Genomic DNA, 17,735 nt, shown 5'->3' with positions numbered 1-17,735 from the left:
CATTTCATTATGAACTCAATATGAAGCGAACGTAGGTAGTGAGAATTAATGAAAATGATCTTCTTATTAATTTTACTATAGATAGAATCTCTTAGTATGTAAGCGAAGATTAATATAACTACTGAGGAAGTACAAGAGAGATTTAAGAGCTGCGAAATTAAAGTACCCTTCATCTTCATACTCAGATATAAATAAGAAAAAGAGAAGTAATATCATCACCAGTGGATGATATTACTTCTCCTCATATTAATCGAATTCAATTTTCCTACTATATTAATATATACCTTTAACCCAGGTTTATTTTATCATTTAAAGCTCAGTATCGAAAAATAATTTCATTAAGATAAAACTTATTTATCCTTTTTATCTACTACAACATGCTCAAATTTTTCGCCAGATAAATCAATATCAAATGCTTGACCAAAGCCAACTACATAGCGGCCTTCTTTTGGCGTAAGTTCAAATAAAGATAGATCTAATCCTCGTAAAACGCCCATCATTGGTGCGCCATGATTCTTTTCAAACTTAGCAAAAATTTCTTCATGGCCATCATTTCCGACATTCTCTGCAACACATTGGAAGCGAGCTCGCTCACGTGCAAATAAGTTTGGAGAATCTTGTTCATCTGTAATCATCATGATACTGATTAAATTATTATCTTCAATAAATTTATAATGATCAGTAATGATACTTATATAAATATAAATCTTCCCATCATGCTGAACATACGGTGCATAACTAGTGAATGGGTTTCCATCGTTATCTAAGCTACTAATGACAACTGTCTTACACTTATCGATAAACTGTAAATATTGTTCCTTCTTTTTAGTGATATCAATTTGTTTTACCATTTGTTTTCCTCCTATTATTGAGCACTTACTTTTGAGATTCCTAATAAGTTTATACGTGGTTTTCCATGCTGAAAATGTGAATCAATTTCACATTCCACTCCGTAAACATTACGAATCATTTCTTGAGTCATTACTTCTTCTGGCGTACCGTATTTTACGACTATTCCCTTGGAAATAACGCATATTTTATCGCTATAAATACTCGCCTGATTTAAATCATGTAGTACCATTACAACCGTCATGCCTAATTCACGATTAACGGTGTGGACTAGTTCTAACAATTGAAGTTGATGAGCAATATCTAAGTAAGTTGTAGGTTCATCAAGCATCAAAATTTTCGGTCTCTGCGCTAAGGACATGGCAATCCAAGCTCTCTGCGCTTCTCCACCTGAAAGTGAGGCTACTAATCGGTCTTTCAAAGGTGTTAATCCTGTTTTTTCAATGGCCCATTCAACTATACTTAAATCCTCATCACTCGTACGTTCATACCATTTCTTATGAGGTATACGTCCATATTTCACTAGTTCTTCAACTGTTATATCTGAAGGTGGCTCATTTGATTGAAATAAAACACTCATCATTTGTGAAATTGATTTTGTTCCTAATGACTGCAAATCTCTACCATCTAAAAATACTTTTTCTTTTTGCACTGGAATCAATCTAGACATCGCTTTTAAAGCTGTAGATTTCCCCGAACCATTCGGACCTATAATCGAAACGATTTCGCCTTTTTCTACGTTTATCTCAAAATTATCTAGTATTTTTTTCTGATCATAGCTAATATCCAATGATTGAGCTTTTAGCATTTTAAATGTCACCCGCTCTCATTAAATATAAAAAGTAAGGTCCGCCTACCATTGCCATGACGATACCTGCTGGAATATCTAAAGGTGAGAATAGGGATCGTCCAATTGTATCCGCAACTAGCAGAACGACAGCCCCTAATACCATACTCATAGGCATTAGAAGACGATAATTTGAACCGACTAATAATCTAGACATATGTGGCACAATGAGTCCTACAAAACCTAACAACCCTACGATTGATACTGAAATAGCTGCTAAATACACTGCCACTAAAGACAAGATAATTCGGATTCTATTTGTATTTTCCCCTAAGTTTACAGCCACATTTTCGCCTAAACTCAAAATGTTCGCTGAACGAATACAAAATAATACGGCAATCCACCCAACAATGGAATACGGGAAAAGAATACTTACATCTCCCATTCCTTTCGCTGATAAACTACCATTCATCCACTGTAAAGCGGAAGGAAGACGATCACTATAAAGAATCGATAGTAGCCCCGTTATTCCTCCGAATACTGCATTCACCGCTACTCCTGATAATATAATCCGAACAGGTGAAATACCATTTTTCTTCCATGCCAATGCATAAACGAGCGTAACAGCTATCAATCCGCCTACTACTGCTGCAAGAGGAATCCACTTACCGAATTCAGGAAATAACAATAAGATAAATAATACTGTAACTGCAGCACCACTTGATACCCCTGTTAAACCTGGATCTGCAAGCGGATTTCTCATTACGGCTTGTAGCAATGCACCAGATATAGCTAAGTTTATGCCCACTATAGCAGCAATAAGGACTCTAGGTATCCGTAAATCCCAGACGATTGTTTCTGACAATGGCTCACCAGAACCGAATATTGTTCTTATCGTTTCCATAGGTGACAGTTGCACACTTCCAATACCGATCGACAAAATCATAAAAATGATTAATAGAACAGCTGTTATACCTATGCTAAATTTTTTCTTCGGTTTCACTTTCATTACGTCCAACCCTCATCCTAAGTCATATTACTTATATAAAATTTCGTTTAACTGCTCTAATCCTTTTGTTGCTTTTTCAATTGAAGCATAACCGAATACTTCATAGTCAAGGGCTTGAACGCGATCTTCTTTAAAGGCTTGTAACTTCTCCCAAGCGCCATTCTTCTTCACTTCTGCTTTAAATTGTTCTAATGCTGCTGTTGGATCACCGTGTGAAACAAGAAGGATTGCATCTGGATTTGAGGCAACTACATCTTCCATATTCATCGGTACATACGCTTCTGTTGATTTTAACGCTTCATTAACTATATTCGTAGCACCTAACTTCTTCACTAAACTACCAACATATGTTTTTTCGCTCATTAACATGAATGACTCTCCTGAACCAAATAACACCATTACTTTAGATGCGTCTTTACCTTTCACCGCTTCTAATACTGCTGTCTCTTTCTCTTCTAATTGTGAAAGATATGTTTTTGCTGCATCTTCCTTATGTAAAACTTTCCCCATTACTTCAAATGAAATTTTAAGATCCTCATAAGAATCTGTTGGAATATATGCAGTTGCTACTTTACTATTTTTTATTTTCTTATCTAAACTATCTTTAATCGATTCTGGTCCGATTAAGATGTCAGGTTTAAGGCTTACAATTTTCTCTACATCCGGCTCGATAGTAGAACCAATTTGTTCGATTTTATCGAATCCCTCAGGTAATTTATGTGTTGAAGTTGGAATTCCAACTGGTTTTACATCTAAAATATTCATCATTTCTAAAATAGAAACTGATGTTGTAACGATTGATGTAGGTTGTTCTGCTGGAAATTGTTTCAATAATTTCTCTACAGCTTCTGTATGTTCACTAGAAACCTTTTCATTGCTTTGAGATTTCGTAGCATCATTCTCTTGATTAGTTACAACTTTTTCTTTAGTTGTTTCTGGTTCTGCCTTATCCTCTCCGCATCCTCCTAAAACAAGTAATGCCGATAAAAATGCCGCTCCATATAAGCCCTTTTTCATTATAAAAAAATCCCCCGTCTAATTTTAATTGAAAATAATTATCATTATCATCTAGAAATATATCAGACAATGGAAATGTTTACAACCACTTTTTTTTAAAAAATATGATAAATACAATTAAAATATTTAGAATTCAAAGAAATTAACTAAAAACCCGCACTCTAAAGTTAGAGTGCGGGTTAGAAGAGGTTTGTATTAAATCGTCTAAAATCAGATGCCGAATAAATTATATAATTTTCAAGTGAATAAAACTTATTTCCTGGAAAATAGTTCTAAAATCCATCGTCACGTAAATTCTTGAATAACCATTTCTATTTATCCATAAAAGTCCACATCTGGCACATGACTTATCAGAAAGGGGATTGCGCTATGCGCATAAGAGTCTTTTATAACTAGTAGCTTCTCTTGTTCAATCTTATTTCGATTCAAGTCTGGTAGAAAGCTTTATCAGTGCGTGGACACCGCCTAAGAAATAAGAATATTGATCATCCTTATAAAGAAAACATGTATTTGAAGCGTTAATAAAAATAAAAAACCGACAAAATTTGTCGGTTTGAGAAGACTAATCGATAGCTATTGTAAAAATTCCTTGAGTAGACTATCAAAGAAAGTCTGATTTTGATGGAGATGAGATAAATGTTTCATTCCATAAGCTCCATATTGTAAAAACAATCCCTCTTTATTTGCCTGAAAATCCAGGTGTTTATCTGGTACGGACATTCTTTGAGCCATCGTAGCATGATATACCCAAGATTTTAAATAGCACTTTGGACGCCAGTTAGTTCGGGTTCCCATATAATAAAGATAGCCTAGCAGTAAACTATCATCTTCATACCCTTGCTTTCCTTTAAAGAACTGAAGGTCATAGCCGCCAATAGCTTTTAAAGCATTTGCCTTATGAATGACAGGATGAACAAATCGTTCACTCACTACCTCTTCAGCAAGACTTTCTAGTATTGAAATCATATCCTCTTTCTTTTGAGGAAGGACTATAAATTGTCCTACTGGTTGTAACTCCCCACTGCTAGTTAAAATACCAGGCGATACCATGGGTTCATCAGTAGTTTCTAAAAAATGAATTAGAGGTTCATACCAGTTTTTAGGGAACACCATATCCAGATGTATTTCAGAAATATAGCCTACTTCTTTAAAATCCTCCCAAATATACTCAAAACACTTTTGCCTCGCTTGGGCAATTCCAATGTTTTTTCCATCTCCTAAAATTACGTTAGGTATTTTGTAATAAGCGAGCTTTTCTTCTAAAATAGATTTACTAAGATTCCCTTGGTTATAGATAACAATAAATTTTTCATCCGATTCCCCTAAACTCTCAAAACATTGTTCAAATAATATTAAGTCCGAGGACTGATACATAAGTGGCATTGTATGAATAATTTTCACTTGAATCGCGCCCTTCTTTAAAAGGTTTATTAAAGTGGCAGTTATATACCTTTGAAAAGGTTATTTGAAATAACTAATAAACATGTACTTTCACTTAAAATATTTATAAATCGCAAATAAAGACCATCTCAATTACTATATGCTTGTTACTGTATAAACGTTCAGATGATTGCGGCAAGAATCATTGCACCAAGTTCAAAGAAAACCCCGTACCTGCTTATGGTACGGGGTTTCTAATGTATCTAATATTTAATTACGGCTAATTTCATTACTAGTAAATATAACAAGTTAGAAGTTTACTTCTTATTAGCTTCATATACCTTCAATAGTTTACCTTTTATAGTCGTATTTTTCATGTTTTTCAACACAATTGGACCTTTATCATTCAATATTTCAACATAAGAAAATGCATCTAAAATTGTGATTATACCTATATCCTCTACTGTGACACCGTCGATTTTTGCAATCGTCCCAACAAAATCTACAGCTCTCAGTTTCTTTTTCTTCCCACCATTAAAATACAATTTCATAATTTGTTTGTTTAGTTTTTCGCTTTTCGCTTTTTTCAATATTGGTTCAATATTCATTTTTGCTTCAAAATCAGATTTCTTATTTAAGACTTCTTCTTTTGATGGAACTTCCATGTTCGGAATTTTAAAACCAATATACTCTTCAATTTCACTTAAGAATTTATCCTCAAATGGTGTCACTAACGTGATGGCTTTCCCTTTTTGACCCGCTCGTCCAGTTCTTCCTGTACGATGGACATAACTTTCTTTCTCTAAAGGAAGATCATAGTTAATGACGTGTGTAATATTATCAATATCGATTCCTCTAGCAGCAACATCTGTTGCTATTAAATAACGGAAATCACCTCGTTTAAAATCATTCATCACTTCAAGGCGAATATCCTGTACCATGCCCCCGTGAATCTTATCACAGCTATAACCTAAATCTGCTAATTGTTCGCACAAAGTATCTACTCGATCTTTTGTTCTGCAAAAAATAATACAGCTATCTGGATTTTCTACAATTGTTACATCTTTCAGGATAGAAAGTTTATTATTCTCTTCTACAACGACTAGGGCATGGTCAATTTTATCCGTTGTAAGTCCAGTAGCCTTAATTTCAATATCAGTAGGTTTTTTCATATAGTTAAGAGCTAAGTTTTTAACAGCCTCTGGCAAAGTTGCAGAAAATAACATCGTCACTCTTTTTCGTGGTAATTCTTTAATAATAGCCTCCACTTGTTCAATGAATCCCATATTCAACATTTCATCTGCTTCATCAATTACAAGATAGCGAATTTGATCTAAAGCTAGAGTGCCTTTCTCAATATGATCCATGACACGACCTGGAGTACCCACAACTACATGCGTTTTTTGCTTTAATTCAGTCTTTTGGATGGCAAAGGGTTGTTTTCCATAAATAGCTGTTGCTTTAATTCGTTTAAATCTGCCTAAATTTGTGAAATCCTCTTTTACTTGAACAGCCAGTTCCCTTGTTGGTGTTAAGATTAATGCTTGAGGTTTATTTTCTTTCCAATCAACTAATTCACATATTGGAATTCCGTAAGAAGCCGTCTTACCACTACCTGTTTGGGATTTAACGACAAGGTCTTTATTCTCCAAGACTAGTGGTATTACTTTACTTTGAACCTCTGTTGGATTTTTGTATTCTAAGCTATTCAGCGCATTTACGATTTCATTACTTAATTTATAATCTTTAAAACTTTTTCCACTCATAACTAAGCCTCATTTTTAAATTATTTACTATTAATATTTCCGAAAAGATGATTATCTTATACAAACTTCAATTATACTCGAAAATTCACTCGCACAGGCATTTCTGCCACTAATAATATAACCAAAAGAGTTTTAATGATGTACTCAAAGTGATTTCTCATCAATTAATGACTGTTCTCATAGACTGTAATGACATTATTATTTTTCCATACTAACTTTTAAACAATTTAAATAGAATAGGAGCATCGAATGAATAAGAACAAAGTGAATTTGTCTGTAATAATAAAGAAAATACCAGTATTTTTACAATTATTCCTAAATTCTTGTCTAGTTATTTTAGCGCTCATTTTATCATTCTTACTTGTGAAAGAGATAATCGTGTTCTTTGAGATTTTAATGACTCGTGGTAGTAGTGACTATAAACTATTCCTCGAAAATATCCTTATCTTCTTTTTGTACTTCGAATTTATTACGATGATTGTAAAATATTTTAAAGAAGATTACCATTTTCCACTTAGATATTTTATATATATTGGCATTACTGCAATGATCCGCCTTATTATTGTTGAGCATGACCATCCTACCGATACATTAATATATTCACTCATAATTTTAATTCTGATTATAGGTTATTTCATTATCAATATTACTCCACTAGAAAGACCTATCCATTTATGGTTCTTTAACAAGAAAGAAAAAAACTAGGTATTATTTAGACGTTTAAATTATTTTAATAGCATTATATTGGAATTTCACTATTTGAAGGAAAGTGATTATATAGGCGATTTAATTAAAGGCAAGGGACTCTCCTCAATATCTTCAAAAATTAAAGCAAGCCTAGGAACACTTCCTTTGGCTTGCTTTTTTTCGTGAATCAACAAAACACGTTCCTCTAAAAGTTTTTTGACTTCTATTTTAAATTGTTAAACAGTTTCTAGAATGTTCATTGCTTGTCTATAAGCTCAATCTAAATTAGAAAAATGAATTATCTGTTATTTTGAAGACAAAAATTCTCCTAAAAAGTTTTGTACAACATAACTAGCAAAAAAATACTACCTAATTCTATTTGGCGGTTAATCATTTTTTCTTACTTACATATTTTCTTTCAAAATCATAGGCTTTATTAGGGTTTTTTGATATTTTCAAGCTGAATTTTCAAAAGATAGGTACAAAGCCAAAGCAAGTCTTATTTAATATACATATAAATACAGAGCAGTATAACTAAAAAGTAAATAGAGGGGTGATAAAGGAAAACTCATTCTAAACATTTTATGTATTCAATTCATAACAATAATTAAAAAACCTAGCTAGAAAGAAGGTAGAAAAATATGCAACCAATGGCTTGGGTGACCATTTTAACTTTCTTGGTTACTCTTGTATTTATTCTTTGGCGACCTAAAGGAATTAATGAAGCCATACCTGCTACAATCGGTGCTATTATTGTATTACTAAGTGGAAGTGTCTCGCTTACTGAGCTTGGCATCATTACAGAAACCATAAGTGGTGCAGCCATAACTATTATGGCAACTATTGTTATGGCAATAGTTTTAGAAAGTTTTGGGTTCTTTAACTGGGTCGCAGAAAAACTGGCTGAAAGAGCAAAAGGATCAGGTATTCGATTATTCTGGTATGTCAATCTTTTGTGTTTTCTCATGACACTTTTTTTCAATAACGACGGTAGTATATTAATCACAACACCGATTTTGGTCATGTTACTAAACAATATGGGATTAAAAAATCATCAAAAAATCCCGTATTTACTATCTGGGGGCTTAATCGCAACCGCCTCAAGTGCTCCTATCGGCGTAAGTAACATTGTAAATCTAATTGCTCTAAAAATCGTTCATATGAGTTTATATGCACATACGGCGATGATGTTTATTCCAGCAACTCTAGGTTTACTATTATTAGTTGGGCTTCTGTTCCTACGATTTAAAAAAGACTTACCAAAAATTGTGCCTACTAAAGTAACCGGACTGTCACTACCTTCTTACCATCCTCTCAAACAAAATTCTATCTATTCTTCGGAGAAGGATCGTTCAAAGTTTATGCGAAACATCCTACTATTTGTATTTGCGGTTCGTATCAGTCTCTTTGTCGCTTCATTCTTCTCAATTCCAATCTCTGTCATGGCTGTTATTGGATCACTTGTACTTCTAGGTTGGAGATGGGCATATTTAAAAGTACCTCCAACTGATATGCTGAAAAAAACACCATGGTATATTATTATTTTCGCATTTAGTATGTACATCATTATTTATGGCTTAAATAACATTGGTTTAACAGACTGGTTAATCGACTTTATGCGTCCTATGGTTTCTGGAAGTCTACTCCATACCAGTGTGTTAATGGGCGTATTACTATCTGTACTATCCAACATTTTTAATAACCACCCAGCCCTTATGGTTGGAACTCTCACTTTAACAAGTATGAATTTAGATTTACTATCCTTAAAGGTTGCCTACCTAGCAAATGTTATTGGCAGTGACATAGGATCTTTACTACTTCCAATGGGAACGTTGGCAACGTTAATGTGGATGCACATTGTAAGACGTGGAAAAGTAAAAGTCACATGGTGGCAATATATAAAAGTCACTATTGTCGTTATACCACCTACAGTTATTTTTACATTAGTAATTTTATATTACTGGGTTACTTGGCTTTTTTGATAAGAAGCACATTAAATCAGTGAAAAAAAGTTTGTTTTTTATTTTATGTAAAATGAATGGAAAAGATTATTTAGATCTAAAACCTAGCTTCAAAATTGCATTGCATATAGAACTGGTGGCTAGATTCATAACCTTCTTTTAGGTCTGCGGCATATGATTAACATATGATTGAGATTAAATTTTGTTCAAGGTAGAAATAATTTAGAAGTTGTAAATTCCCATACCAATGTTTTAAGTTTAATAACTATTCTTTAAAGTCGTATATATGAAATCAGCTTCAATAAAATACACTTGAATCAGCATGCTTTATTTTTCTACTTAAGCTAATCAACTAGGTTGGTTTAAGTAGAAACTTTCACAATCTCATTAACATAAGCCTATTGATACATAATAAAATTCCTAAAAAAAATGATATGAGTGGTGAAAATAAAGTTATTCAGGTTCTTGCAATTTTCCCTTTATACTCAGTCAACTAAAAAACCGCACTTACATATAGTACGGTTCTTAGTTTTTTTAGCAAAGTACTTATTAAATTTCCCAAGCAATAATCTAATTTAAATGTAAATTCGCTGCCTTTTCAACAAAAAAAACAATTCATGAGTAGTATATAAACCTACCCTATAACCATTTACTTTTCATGCCAAGATAATTGCATCTTACGTTTTCTACAAATCGTTAATCCTGGTGAAATAGGTATTGTCATCAATTCATATGATTCAGTATCCTTTGATAATTCTTCAATTGCCTGATACGCGGTTTCGCACAAAGCTGGATGCATCATGTTCTCATCTGCAGGGTGTGTATCATGCAATAAAATTAAACCATGAGGAACGACAAATGGAAAGAAATCCTTAAAATCCTGCAACACTGCATCTTTAGCATGATTTGCATCAATGAATAACATATCAATTTGCAAGGGGTGAACTTCTAATTCCTTAGCAAATTCCTGCGTAGTACCATGGAAAAATTGAGCTTTCGCCGAATTTTTCATATAATTGCCTGCATCTGCGTTAATATCTACGCCTATCAATTGGTCAGCGACGGAATCCATACGATTAAAAAGACCACAATGAAATAATCCAAGTTCTACATATACCTTCGGGCGTACAAGACTCCCCATTTGGAAAATAAAATCTTCATGCCATGCTGTTCCCACATTACTCAACCCCTTTCATTTAATTGTTGAATAGTTATCAACACTTAAAATTTCATTCATACTGTTTGAATCTAATTGCCAAAGACCTACTTTTAAGCATTATTTATAATATTTAACCAGGCTGAAAATAGTTACAATCTCTGCTCTAGGGGTGAGTAAAGTGTTTGAAATTCAGCTCTATACGCATAAAAAAACACACTCGCTAATGCGAATGTGTTTTAAATCATTTTGATAAATCAATTCTTTTATTTAATAAGTACATAGTAATACCTCCAACAATCATAGACAATAATTCACCAATTCCTACTGTAAACCAAGTCGGCCAAAAAGGAAGGTCATAAAGAATCGTTAATTGTCCTGCAACTGTAAACATTGATATAGCAAAAATCAATGCGGTAATTACCATCTTCAAAATATCATTGGTTATTTTTTTAGTTATTGCACGACAAAGAATTAATACAAGAAAAGTAGAAATACCACCGATTGGTACATCTAGTACCCAAGTTGGTGACATAAAATTTGCAAGTATTACCCCCACTGTTACTGCCACAACGTAGCGCTTGTTATACAATGCCAGATAGTTAAACATCTCGGACAAACGTAATTGCACTGCTCCAAAACTAATGACTGAAAACAAAACAGTCACTGCCACATATACGGCTGCTACAAGTGAAGTCTTTGTAAGCTCACTTACAGAAATACGAGTACGTGGTGAATCCTTTGAAATAGATGTATTCAATTTTTATTCTCCTTTGTAAAATAGCACGTCCGCTATTCTAGTAATAACTACGACCAAAGGAAGAGAGCCTATCGCCCTATCTGAAGTGCCGTAGTGCAAGCTCTATTTGCTTACTTGCGTATTATATCAGAAGAATTTAACATTGAACAAGGCTATCTTGCAATCCAGCCCCCATCAATCGGTACAACAGCCCCATGAATATAATCAGATGCTTGACTAGCCAAATAAAGCGTTAAATTTGCCACTTCATTTGGTTGGGCCCAACGTCCCGCTGGTGTTTCTTTTGCTACCCATTTTGCTATTTCACCGTCTCCTTCAAAATCAGCCTTATTCATCGGTGTTTGAATTGCACCAGGTGCAATCGCATTTGCACGAATTCCTTCACGGCAATAATCTTGATCTAACTGCTTTGTATAACCAACAATTGCATGTTTAGAGGCTGTATAAGCTGCACCTCCACCGCCTGCCACAAGCCCTGCAATTGATGCCATATTCACGATCACACCCGATTTTCGTTTTAACATTTGAGGTAAAATTGTATTTGTTACAAAATAAGTACCCTTTACATTCGTATTCATAATTTTATCCCAAAGATCCTCATCTGTATCCAGTGTTTTCGCAAAGCCATCTAAAACGCCAGCGGTATTAAGTAAAATATCTATTTGCTTGAATGTAGCCACAGCGTCTTCAAACGCTTGCACTACATCTGACTTAATGCAAACACTACCTATTGAGTAAGCAAAGCGTGCACCATATTTTTGATTAATGCTTATTAATCCCCCCTCTTCTAGATCAAAACCAAATACATTCGCCCCATTCTCTAAAAAGGCGATTGCTTGAGCCTTTCCAATGCCGGATGAAGCTCCTGTTACAAATACTGTTTTCCCCGTATACTCTTCAAATTTCAACACTTCACTCCCCATAACAAAAAGCCCATGATTTTTCTCATGAGCTTTTCCTATTAATCGACGATTATCCAATCTTCTGCTAATAAATCACATACTGTTGGTGTGAACATTGTATAGCCCTCACCTTGTACATTAATTAAAAAGTATGGGTTTAAATTCTCGCCATCATGTTCGCTTTGTCCAACAAGCTTCACATACAATTCGGCACCGCTCCAACCTTCACGAATCACTTTCTCGCCAGTTTTTAAACGTGGTAATACCTCTTCAAAAGTCAATTATTCTCATCCTTTATATCAGTAATATCATGCGTTCTTTACCGGGAAAAGTATACTGGATTGAGAAATTTTTTACAACTAAAGTTTGTATTGTATGGTTTGTTACAATAGTTGATGAATTTATTATTAACCTTGCACTTTTACATCAAGATTAATATACGTTTATTGAAATTCACCATATGTTATCAAAATTTAAACCATTTCAATCCTGTTGATTTTTTTGTGATAAAAAAATGTATCAATGCCATATTAAGAATAATTCAAAATGAAAGGAGCGATTTGGTATGGGAAGAGACAATAAGCAAGGGAAAAGTCATAACAAGGGTACATTACCTCAAACACCTAAAAATCAAAAAATAGCGCCAGACAAAGTTAATGAGGAGTTCTCTCAAGAGTTAGCTGAACTTGATACATTAGTTGCTAAAAGCAAAAGAAAAAAATAGGTATTTTGAGGGGAATTATTTCCCTTCAAATAGAATTTGAATTCAGTTATAATATCTCTGGATGAATTGATGAGTTATTTGGAGAAGGCAATAGAACAACTATCCATTTAAGAAGTTCATTAAAAAATCTGAAATGGATATTACAATATCGAAAGTAGAATTCCCCATACAATAATCAATCATCCCATTGGATTAGCATCCAATGGGATTTTTTTAGGGATTAGCTGAAATACTTCTTTAAATAGCTCAAGGTATATTACAAATAAACAGTGCCAAACTACGCTTATTCATTTATAAAATTCTTTTAAACGAATGATAAGCATAGTAAAAATATAAAAATTGAATTGGAGGAATGAAAGATGAATTTAACACAAGGAGATAAAGTTGTATTAGTTGGAACAGGTGCAGTAGGGTCTAGTTATGCGTATGCGTTGATCAATCAAGGGATATGTGAAGAACTTGTACTTGTTGATATAAACGAAGCTAAAACTAAAGCCGATGCAATGGATTTAAATCATGGACTTGTTTACGCTCCAATACCTCAAAAAATTAAATATGGGAGTTACAGTGATTGTAAAGATGCGGCAATCGTTGTAATTTGTGCAGGGGCAGCACAAAAGCCTGGAGAAACACGCCTGGACCTTGTAAGTAAAAACCTTGCTATTTTTAAATCCATTGTAGGAAGCATTATGGATTCTGGATTCAATGGTATATTCTTAGTCGCTTCCAATCCAGTTGATATTTTAGCTTATGCAACTTGGAAATACTCTGGTCTGCCGAAAGAAAGAGTTATTGGTTCTGGTACAATTTTAGACTCTGCTCGATTCCGCTTTTTATTGGGGGAAGAATTTGGCGTAGCACCAACAAGTGTTCATGCTTATATCATTGGTGAGCACGGCGATTCAGAACTTCCAGTTTGGAGTACTGCTAATATTTCAGGAAAGCTAATTGCATCTGATTTAACTGATCAAAGAAAAGATGAAATTTTCGTCCAAGTTCGCGATGCAGCTTATGAAATTATTGAATCAAAAGGAGCTACTTATTATGGAATCGCAATGGGGCTAGCTCGAATAACAAAAGCCATTTTACGAAATGAAGAGGTCGTATTACCGGTTGGCTCATTGTTAGAAGGAGAATATGGTCACAGCGATGTATATGTTGGTGTTCCTACAATCATTAATCGTGGGGGAAGAAAGAGTATCGTAGAACTTTCTTTAAACCCAGAGGAAAAGGAAAAATTGGCGAATTCCGTAAAAACATTGAAAGATGTTCAATCTCCATTTTGGAAGTAATTCCGAAATGAAGTAGGAATTTCTAACAAAGGAGCCACGGACTATGTTGGTAGAAACTTACAACCCTTTTAATCAACTACTCATTTCCTCAATGGTTGCAGCAATTCCAATTATTGTTTTTATTTTGTGTTTGACCGTTTTTAAAATGAAAGGTATTTATGCAGCATTATTAAATTTAGTGATCACCTTCATTATCGCAATGATGGTGTTTAAATTACCTTTTAGCGAATCAGTTGGGAGTGTCATTCAAGGTACCATTCAAGGAATATGGCCCATTGGTTATATTATTGTTATGGCGGTTTGGTTATATAAAATCTCAGTTGACTCGGGGAAATTTGACGTATTACGTGCAAGTATCGCCGGGATTTCACAAGATCAGCGACTACAGCTACTGCTAATAGGCTTTTGTTTTAATGCATTCCTTGAAGGAGCAGCTGGTTTTGGTGTTCCAATTGCAATCTGTGCCGTACTCTTGGTTTCGTTAGGATTCAAACCTTTGCAAGCCGCTATGCTCTGTCTTATAGCAAATGGTGCTTCTGGAGCGTTTGGTGCAATTGGTATACCTGTCGCAATTACTGGTACATTAAATTTAGAAGGCAATGTAACTGCCATGGACGTTTCCACGATGACAGCATTAACCTTACCTATTATTAATTTTACAATTCCCTTCTTACTTATCTTTTTAATTGATGGGTTAAAAGGGATTAAAGAAACATTACCAGCTATTCTCGTTGTTTCTACAACCTATACGGTGACACAAGCTATTATCACCATTTCCATTGGTCCTGAACTAGCTGATATTATCCCTCCGTTACTTGCGATGGGTATTTTGGCTTTATTCTCTAAAAAATGGAAACCGAAGAATATCTTCTTACTCAACAACAAAGAAGTTAAAATTGAAAAGCATACAACTGGTGATGTAATTAAAGCTTGGTCTCCGTTTTATTTATTGAGTTTATTTATCTTAATATGGAGTATTCCTCCTTTTAAAGCTTTGTTTGCGGAAGGTGGAGCTCTAGACTTTACTAAAGTAACATTTGGCATACCAGGATCTACATTAAGTTCAAGCATTGAAGTAATAAGTGCGACAGGTACAGCAATATTGCTTGCGGCTTTAACAACTATATTCACGACAAAAGCCATTGGATTTGGACATGGTTTTAAGCTTTTAAGAAGAACAATTTCAGAATTTTGGATTCCTATTGTGATGATTTGTGCCATTCTTGGAATTGCTAAGCTAATGACTTATGCAGGATTAACAAGTGCACTAGGTGAAGCTGTAGCAACTACAGGAAATGCCTTCCCATTTTTATCACCAATACTAGGATGGATTGGAGTATTTATGACGGGATCAGTTGTTAATAACAATACCTTATTTGCACCAATTCAAGCTACAGCAGGTAATATTATCGGAGTAGATTCTGCTTTATTAGTATCCGCTAATACAGCTGGTGGGGTAATGGCAAAATTAATTTCCCCGCAATCAATTGCTATCGCAACCGCTGCTGTCGGGCAAACTGGTAAGGAATCGGAATTAACTAAAATGACCTTAAAATACAGCGTTGCATTACTCGCATTTGTTTGTATTTGGACATTTATGTTATCCATTTTTTATTAAAATGAGTTGAGGCTTTCATCATTACAGATGAAAGTCTTTTTTCCTTTTCAAAGGATGTGGTCAAAAGAACTACTGTAGAAAAGCAGTAAGAAATAAAAAACTTCCTACAACTATTAGTAGGAAGCTTATTCTTGATTTACTTTAATGGGATTTCCACAATGGCAGTCGTCTCTAACTCAGTTGTTGATTCAATTGAGATTTCCCCATTATATTTATTCACTATTTCCTTTACAATAAATAAGCCTTGCCCCCTAATTTTTCCGCGTTCTGCTTTTTTTGTTGAATACCCTTGTTTAAAGATTTGTTCATTCTCAATAATCTTCGGTCCTGTATTCGTTATCTCAAATATATATTTCACATCATCTGCTTTACAGCTAATCAGTATTTTACGTTTTTCCTCAGGTAATTCTACTGTTGCATCAATAGCATTATCAATTAAATTCGATAATATTTTGATTAAATCTGTTGTTTTTATTTTATCGAATGAATCTTGAGAAATCGTAAAATCCATATCAATATTATAATTTTGTGCAGCGAGTTTCTTTGTTTGTAATAATATAGAAAGACCAGGATGTTCTATATTTAATTTTAAAGATTCAATTGCGTGAACTTCTTTAGAAAGTGATGATAAGTATTGTTGCGCCTGATCAGATTCTCCTAATTGCAGAAGTCCGTGTAAAACTTGAATATGGTTGGTGAAATCATGCCTTAAAGAGGATATAGAAGTAATTAATGTTCTAATTTCGGCTTGGTACGTATCTTCCGTATACCCTACTTCTTTAGCCACTTCTTTTTGATACCATCTTTGCATTAATAAAAAGGAGCCTATTACGACGAATATAAATATACCATTATAGAAAAAGAGAAGGATATTATTTTTCAGTACTTTCCCTTTGATATCATTCAGAGTATTAGCACTAATATCGATCCCTATATAACCGAGCACCTTACCTGATTCATCCATTATAGGTGCTCCAACTGAAACATAGAAACCTAAATCGGCATCTTCAATTACCCCTGTTACATATGTTTCTCCTTCATAGGCTCTTTTGACCTGTTCTTTAGGTACTGTACAAAAAGCTCCTATAGAATAGTTTTCTTCTAATGCATTGGGTAGCCCGCTTATCATCACTTTCGATACTTCAGGATTATCAACCTCCAATGTATACACATATAATGCACCCAATTTTTCTCTTGCATCAACTAAGTAGTCTGTTATTTCCCAATAATAATCGTTTTTCATAGGATTATTCAAGAATTTCTTATATGTATCTATATCTATCTTTGACGCTATGGATTTTGCTGCTCCAAGACTTTGATTTGCGATTGATTCTTCAACCGTCTTTTTCATCTTCATATAAGAAGTTAAGACATTTAAACTTGTAAATAATACTAATAAGGCGGTCGATAACACAATAATGAGTTTTATTTTACGATTTTTCATAAACACAGGTACTTCCTCTTCTTTTTAAATTGAAAGATAAATAATCATATCAATGATCAGAATTTCAATTAAACTATTCAATCACACATGAAACGAAATTAAGAACTACCCTTCCAACAATAGCACTAAATTATAGTAAATATCAAAATCTCATATTTGTTTAATCAGATTTTCTTAAAGACATTGTTTTTATATACTACTTTGGAAAATTAACAAAATCAATTTTTTATTGAATAGACTAAGTTAATTTATCATAAATGATCAAAATTTCGTATGTTACTGCATGTTCATTGTAATCCTCATGAGATATCTAAGTGTAATTTTTACTTGGAAGGATTTGAAAAACCACCTTAAAAACCATAAGTCATTATATATCATTTTTT

General features: G+C 33.8%; 16 protein-coding genes. 5 read left to right on the top strand and 11 right to left on the bottom strand.

Features of this window, described 5'->3' with window-relative positions; translation table 11 throughout:
- Positions 1-350: 350 nt before the first annotated feature.
- The 6 genes from AMD00_RS18145 to AMD00_RS18120 all read right to left on the bottom strand — a co-directional run bounded on the left by AMD00_RS18145 (position 351) and on the right by AMD00_RS18120 (position 6,808).
- Positions 351-851, bottom strand: coding sequence for a HugZ family pyridoxamine 5'-phosphate oxidase (locus tag AMD00_RS18145; protein ID WP_053418454.1), 501 nt, complete (start codon positions 849-851; stop codon positions 351-353).
- 14 nt (positions 852-865) lie between these two features.
- A complete protein-coding gene (locus AMD00_RS18140) occupies positions 866-1,657 on the bottom strand; it encodes an ABC transporter ATP-binding protein (RefSeq protein WP_053418453.1) in 792 nt (263 codons plus the stop codon).
- A gap of 1 nt (position 1,658) precedes the next feature.
- Positions 1,659-2,645 (bottom strand): FecCD family ABC transporter permease, encoded by a 987-nt coding sequence (locus AMD00_RS18135; protein ID WP_053418452.1) that lies wholly within the window; start codon positions 2,643-2,645, stop codon positions 1,659-1,661.
- Positions 2,646-2,672: 27 nt separating this feature from the next.
- Positions 2,673-3,662 carry an ABC transporter substrate-binding protein gene (locus tag AMD00_RS18130; RefSeq protein ID WP_053418451.1) on the bottom strand — a complete coding sequence of 330 codons (990 nt, stop codon included), beginning with the start codon at positions 3,660-3,662 and terminating at the stop codon, positions 2,673-2,675.
- Between the two features lie 573 nt (positions 3,663-4,235).
- A complete protein-coding gene (locus AMD00_RS18125; protein ID WP_211258672.1) occupies positions 4,236-5,063 on the bottom strand; it encodes a hypothetical protein in 828 nt (275 codons plus the stop codon).
- Positions 5,064-5,359: 296 nt separating this feature from the next.
- Positions 5,360-6,808: a DEAD/DEAH box helicase gene (locus AMD00_RS18120; RefSeq protein WP_053418450.1), complete on the bottom strand. Its 1,449-nt coding sequence runs from the start codon at positions 6,806-6,808 to the stop codon at positions 5,360-5,362.
- 249 nt (positions 6,809-7,057) lie between these two features.
- On the opposite strand from AMD00_RS18120, the gene psiE reads away from it, so the two are divergent.
- Positions 7,058-7,513, top strand: a complete 456-nt coding sequence (gene psiE, locus AMD00_RS18115) for a phosphate-starvation-inducible protein PsiE (protein WP_053418449.1) — start codon at positions 7,058-7,060, stop codon at positions 7,511-7,513.
- 632 nt (positions 7,514-8,145) lie between these two features.
- Complete coding sequence (locus AMD00_RS18110) at positions 8,146-9,477, top strand: arsenic transporter (protein WP_083446306.1); 1,332 nt, start codon at positions 8,146-8,148, stop codon at positions 9,475-9,477.
- 628 nt (positions 9,478-10,105) lie between these two features.
- On the opposite strand, the gene AMD00_RS18105 is transcribed toward AMD00_RS18110, so the two are convergent.
- The 4 genes from AMD00_RS18105 to AMD00_RS18090 all read right to left on the bottom strand — a co-directional run bounded on the left by AMD00_RS18105 (position 10,106) and on the right by AMD00_RS18090 (position 12,555).
- On the bottom strand, positions 10,106-10,633 hold the full coding sequence (locus tag AMD00_RS18105) for a class I SAM-dependent methyltransferase (protein WP_211258671.1): 528 nt from the start codon (positions 10,631-10,633) through the stop codon (positions 10,106-10,108).
- A 223-nt stretch (positions 10,634-10,856) separates the two neighbouring features.
- Complete coding sequence (locus tag AMD00_RS18100) at positions 10,857-11,372, bottom strand: QueT transporter family protein (protein ID WP_157059299.1); 516 nt, start codon at positions 11,370-11,372, stop codon at positions 10,857-10,859.
- Between the two features lie 152 nt (positions 11,373-11,524).
- Positions 11,525-12,280 (bottom strand): 3-oxoacyl-ACP reductase, encoded by a 756-nt coding sequence (locus tag AMD00_RS18095; protein ID WP_083446305.1) that lies wholly within the window; start codon positions 12,278-12,280, stop codon positions 11,525-11,527.
- Positions 12,281-12,333: 53 nt separating this feature from the next.
- Complete coding sequence (locus AMD00_RS18090; protein WP_053418447.1) at positions 12,334-12,555, bottom strand: DUF2829 domain-containing protein; 222 nt, start codon at positions 12,553-12,555, stop codon at positions 12,334-12,336.
- 284 nt (positions 12,556-12,839) lie between these two features.
- On the opposite strand from AMD00_RS18090, the gene AMD00_RS22970 reads away from it, so the two are divergent.
- The 3 genes from AMD00_RS22970 (at position 12,840) to AMD00_RS18080 (ending at position 15,908) form a co-directional block, all read left to right on the top strand.
- On the top strand, positions 12,840-12,998 hold the full coding sequence (locus AMD00_RS22970; RefSeq protein WP_083446296.1) for a YfhD family protein: 159 nt from the start codon (positions 12,840-12,842) through the stop codon (positions 12,996-12,998).
- A gap of 359 nt (positions 12,999-13,357) precedes the next feature.
- Positions 13,358-14,290 carry an L-lactate dehydrogenase gene (locus tag AMD00_RS18085; RefSeq protein WP_053418446.1) on the top strand — a complete coding sequence of 311 codons (933 nt, stop codon included), beginning with the start codon at positions 13,358-13,360 and terminating at the stop codon, positions 14,288-14,290.
- Between the two features lie 43 nt (positions 14,291-14,333).
- On the top strand, positions 14,334-15,908 hold the full coding sequence (locus AMD00_RS18080) for an L-lactate permease (RefSeq protein WP_053418445.1): 1,575 nt from the start codon (positions 14,334-14,336) through the stop codon (positions 15,906-15,908).
- A gap of 136 nt (positions 15,909-16,044) precedes the next feature.
- Here AMD00_RS18080 and AMD00_RS18075 read toward each other — a convergent pair whose 3' ends face one another.
- Positions 16,045-17,352: a sensor histidine kinase gene (locus AMD00_RS18075; protein WP_053418574.1), complete on the bottom strand. Its 1,308-nt coding sequence runs from the start codon at positions 17,350-17,352 to the stop codon at positions 16,045-16,047.
- Positions 17,353-17,735 lie beyond the last annotated feature (383 nt).

The sequence above is a fragment of the Viridibacillus arvi genome (assembly GCF_001274945.1).
GTDB classification, from domain to species: Bacteria; Bacillota; Bacilli; order Bacillales_A; family Planococcaceae; genus Viridibacillus; species Viridibacillus arvi.
This window is presented reverse-complemented; position numbering and strand designations above follow the sequence as displayed.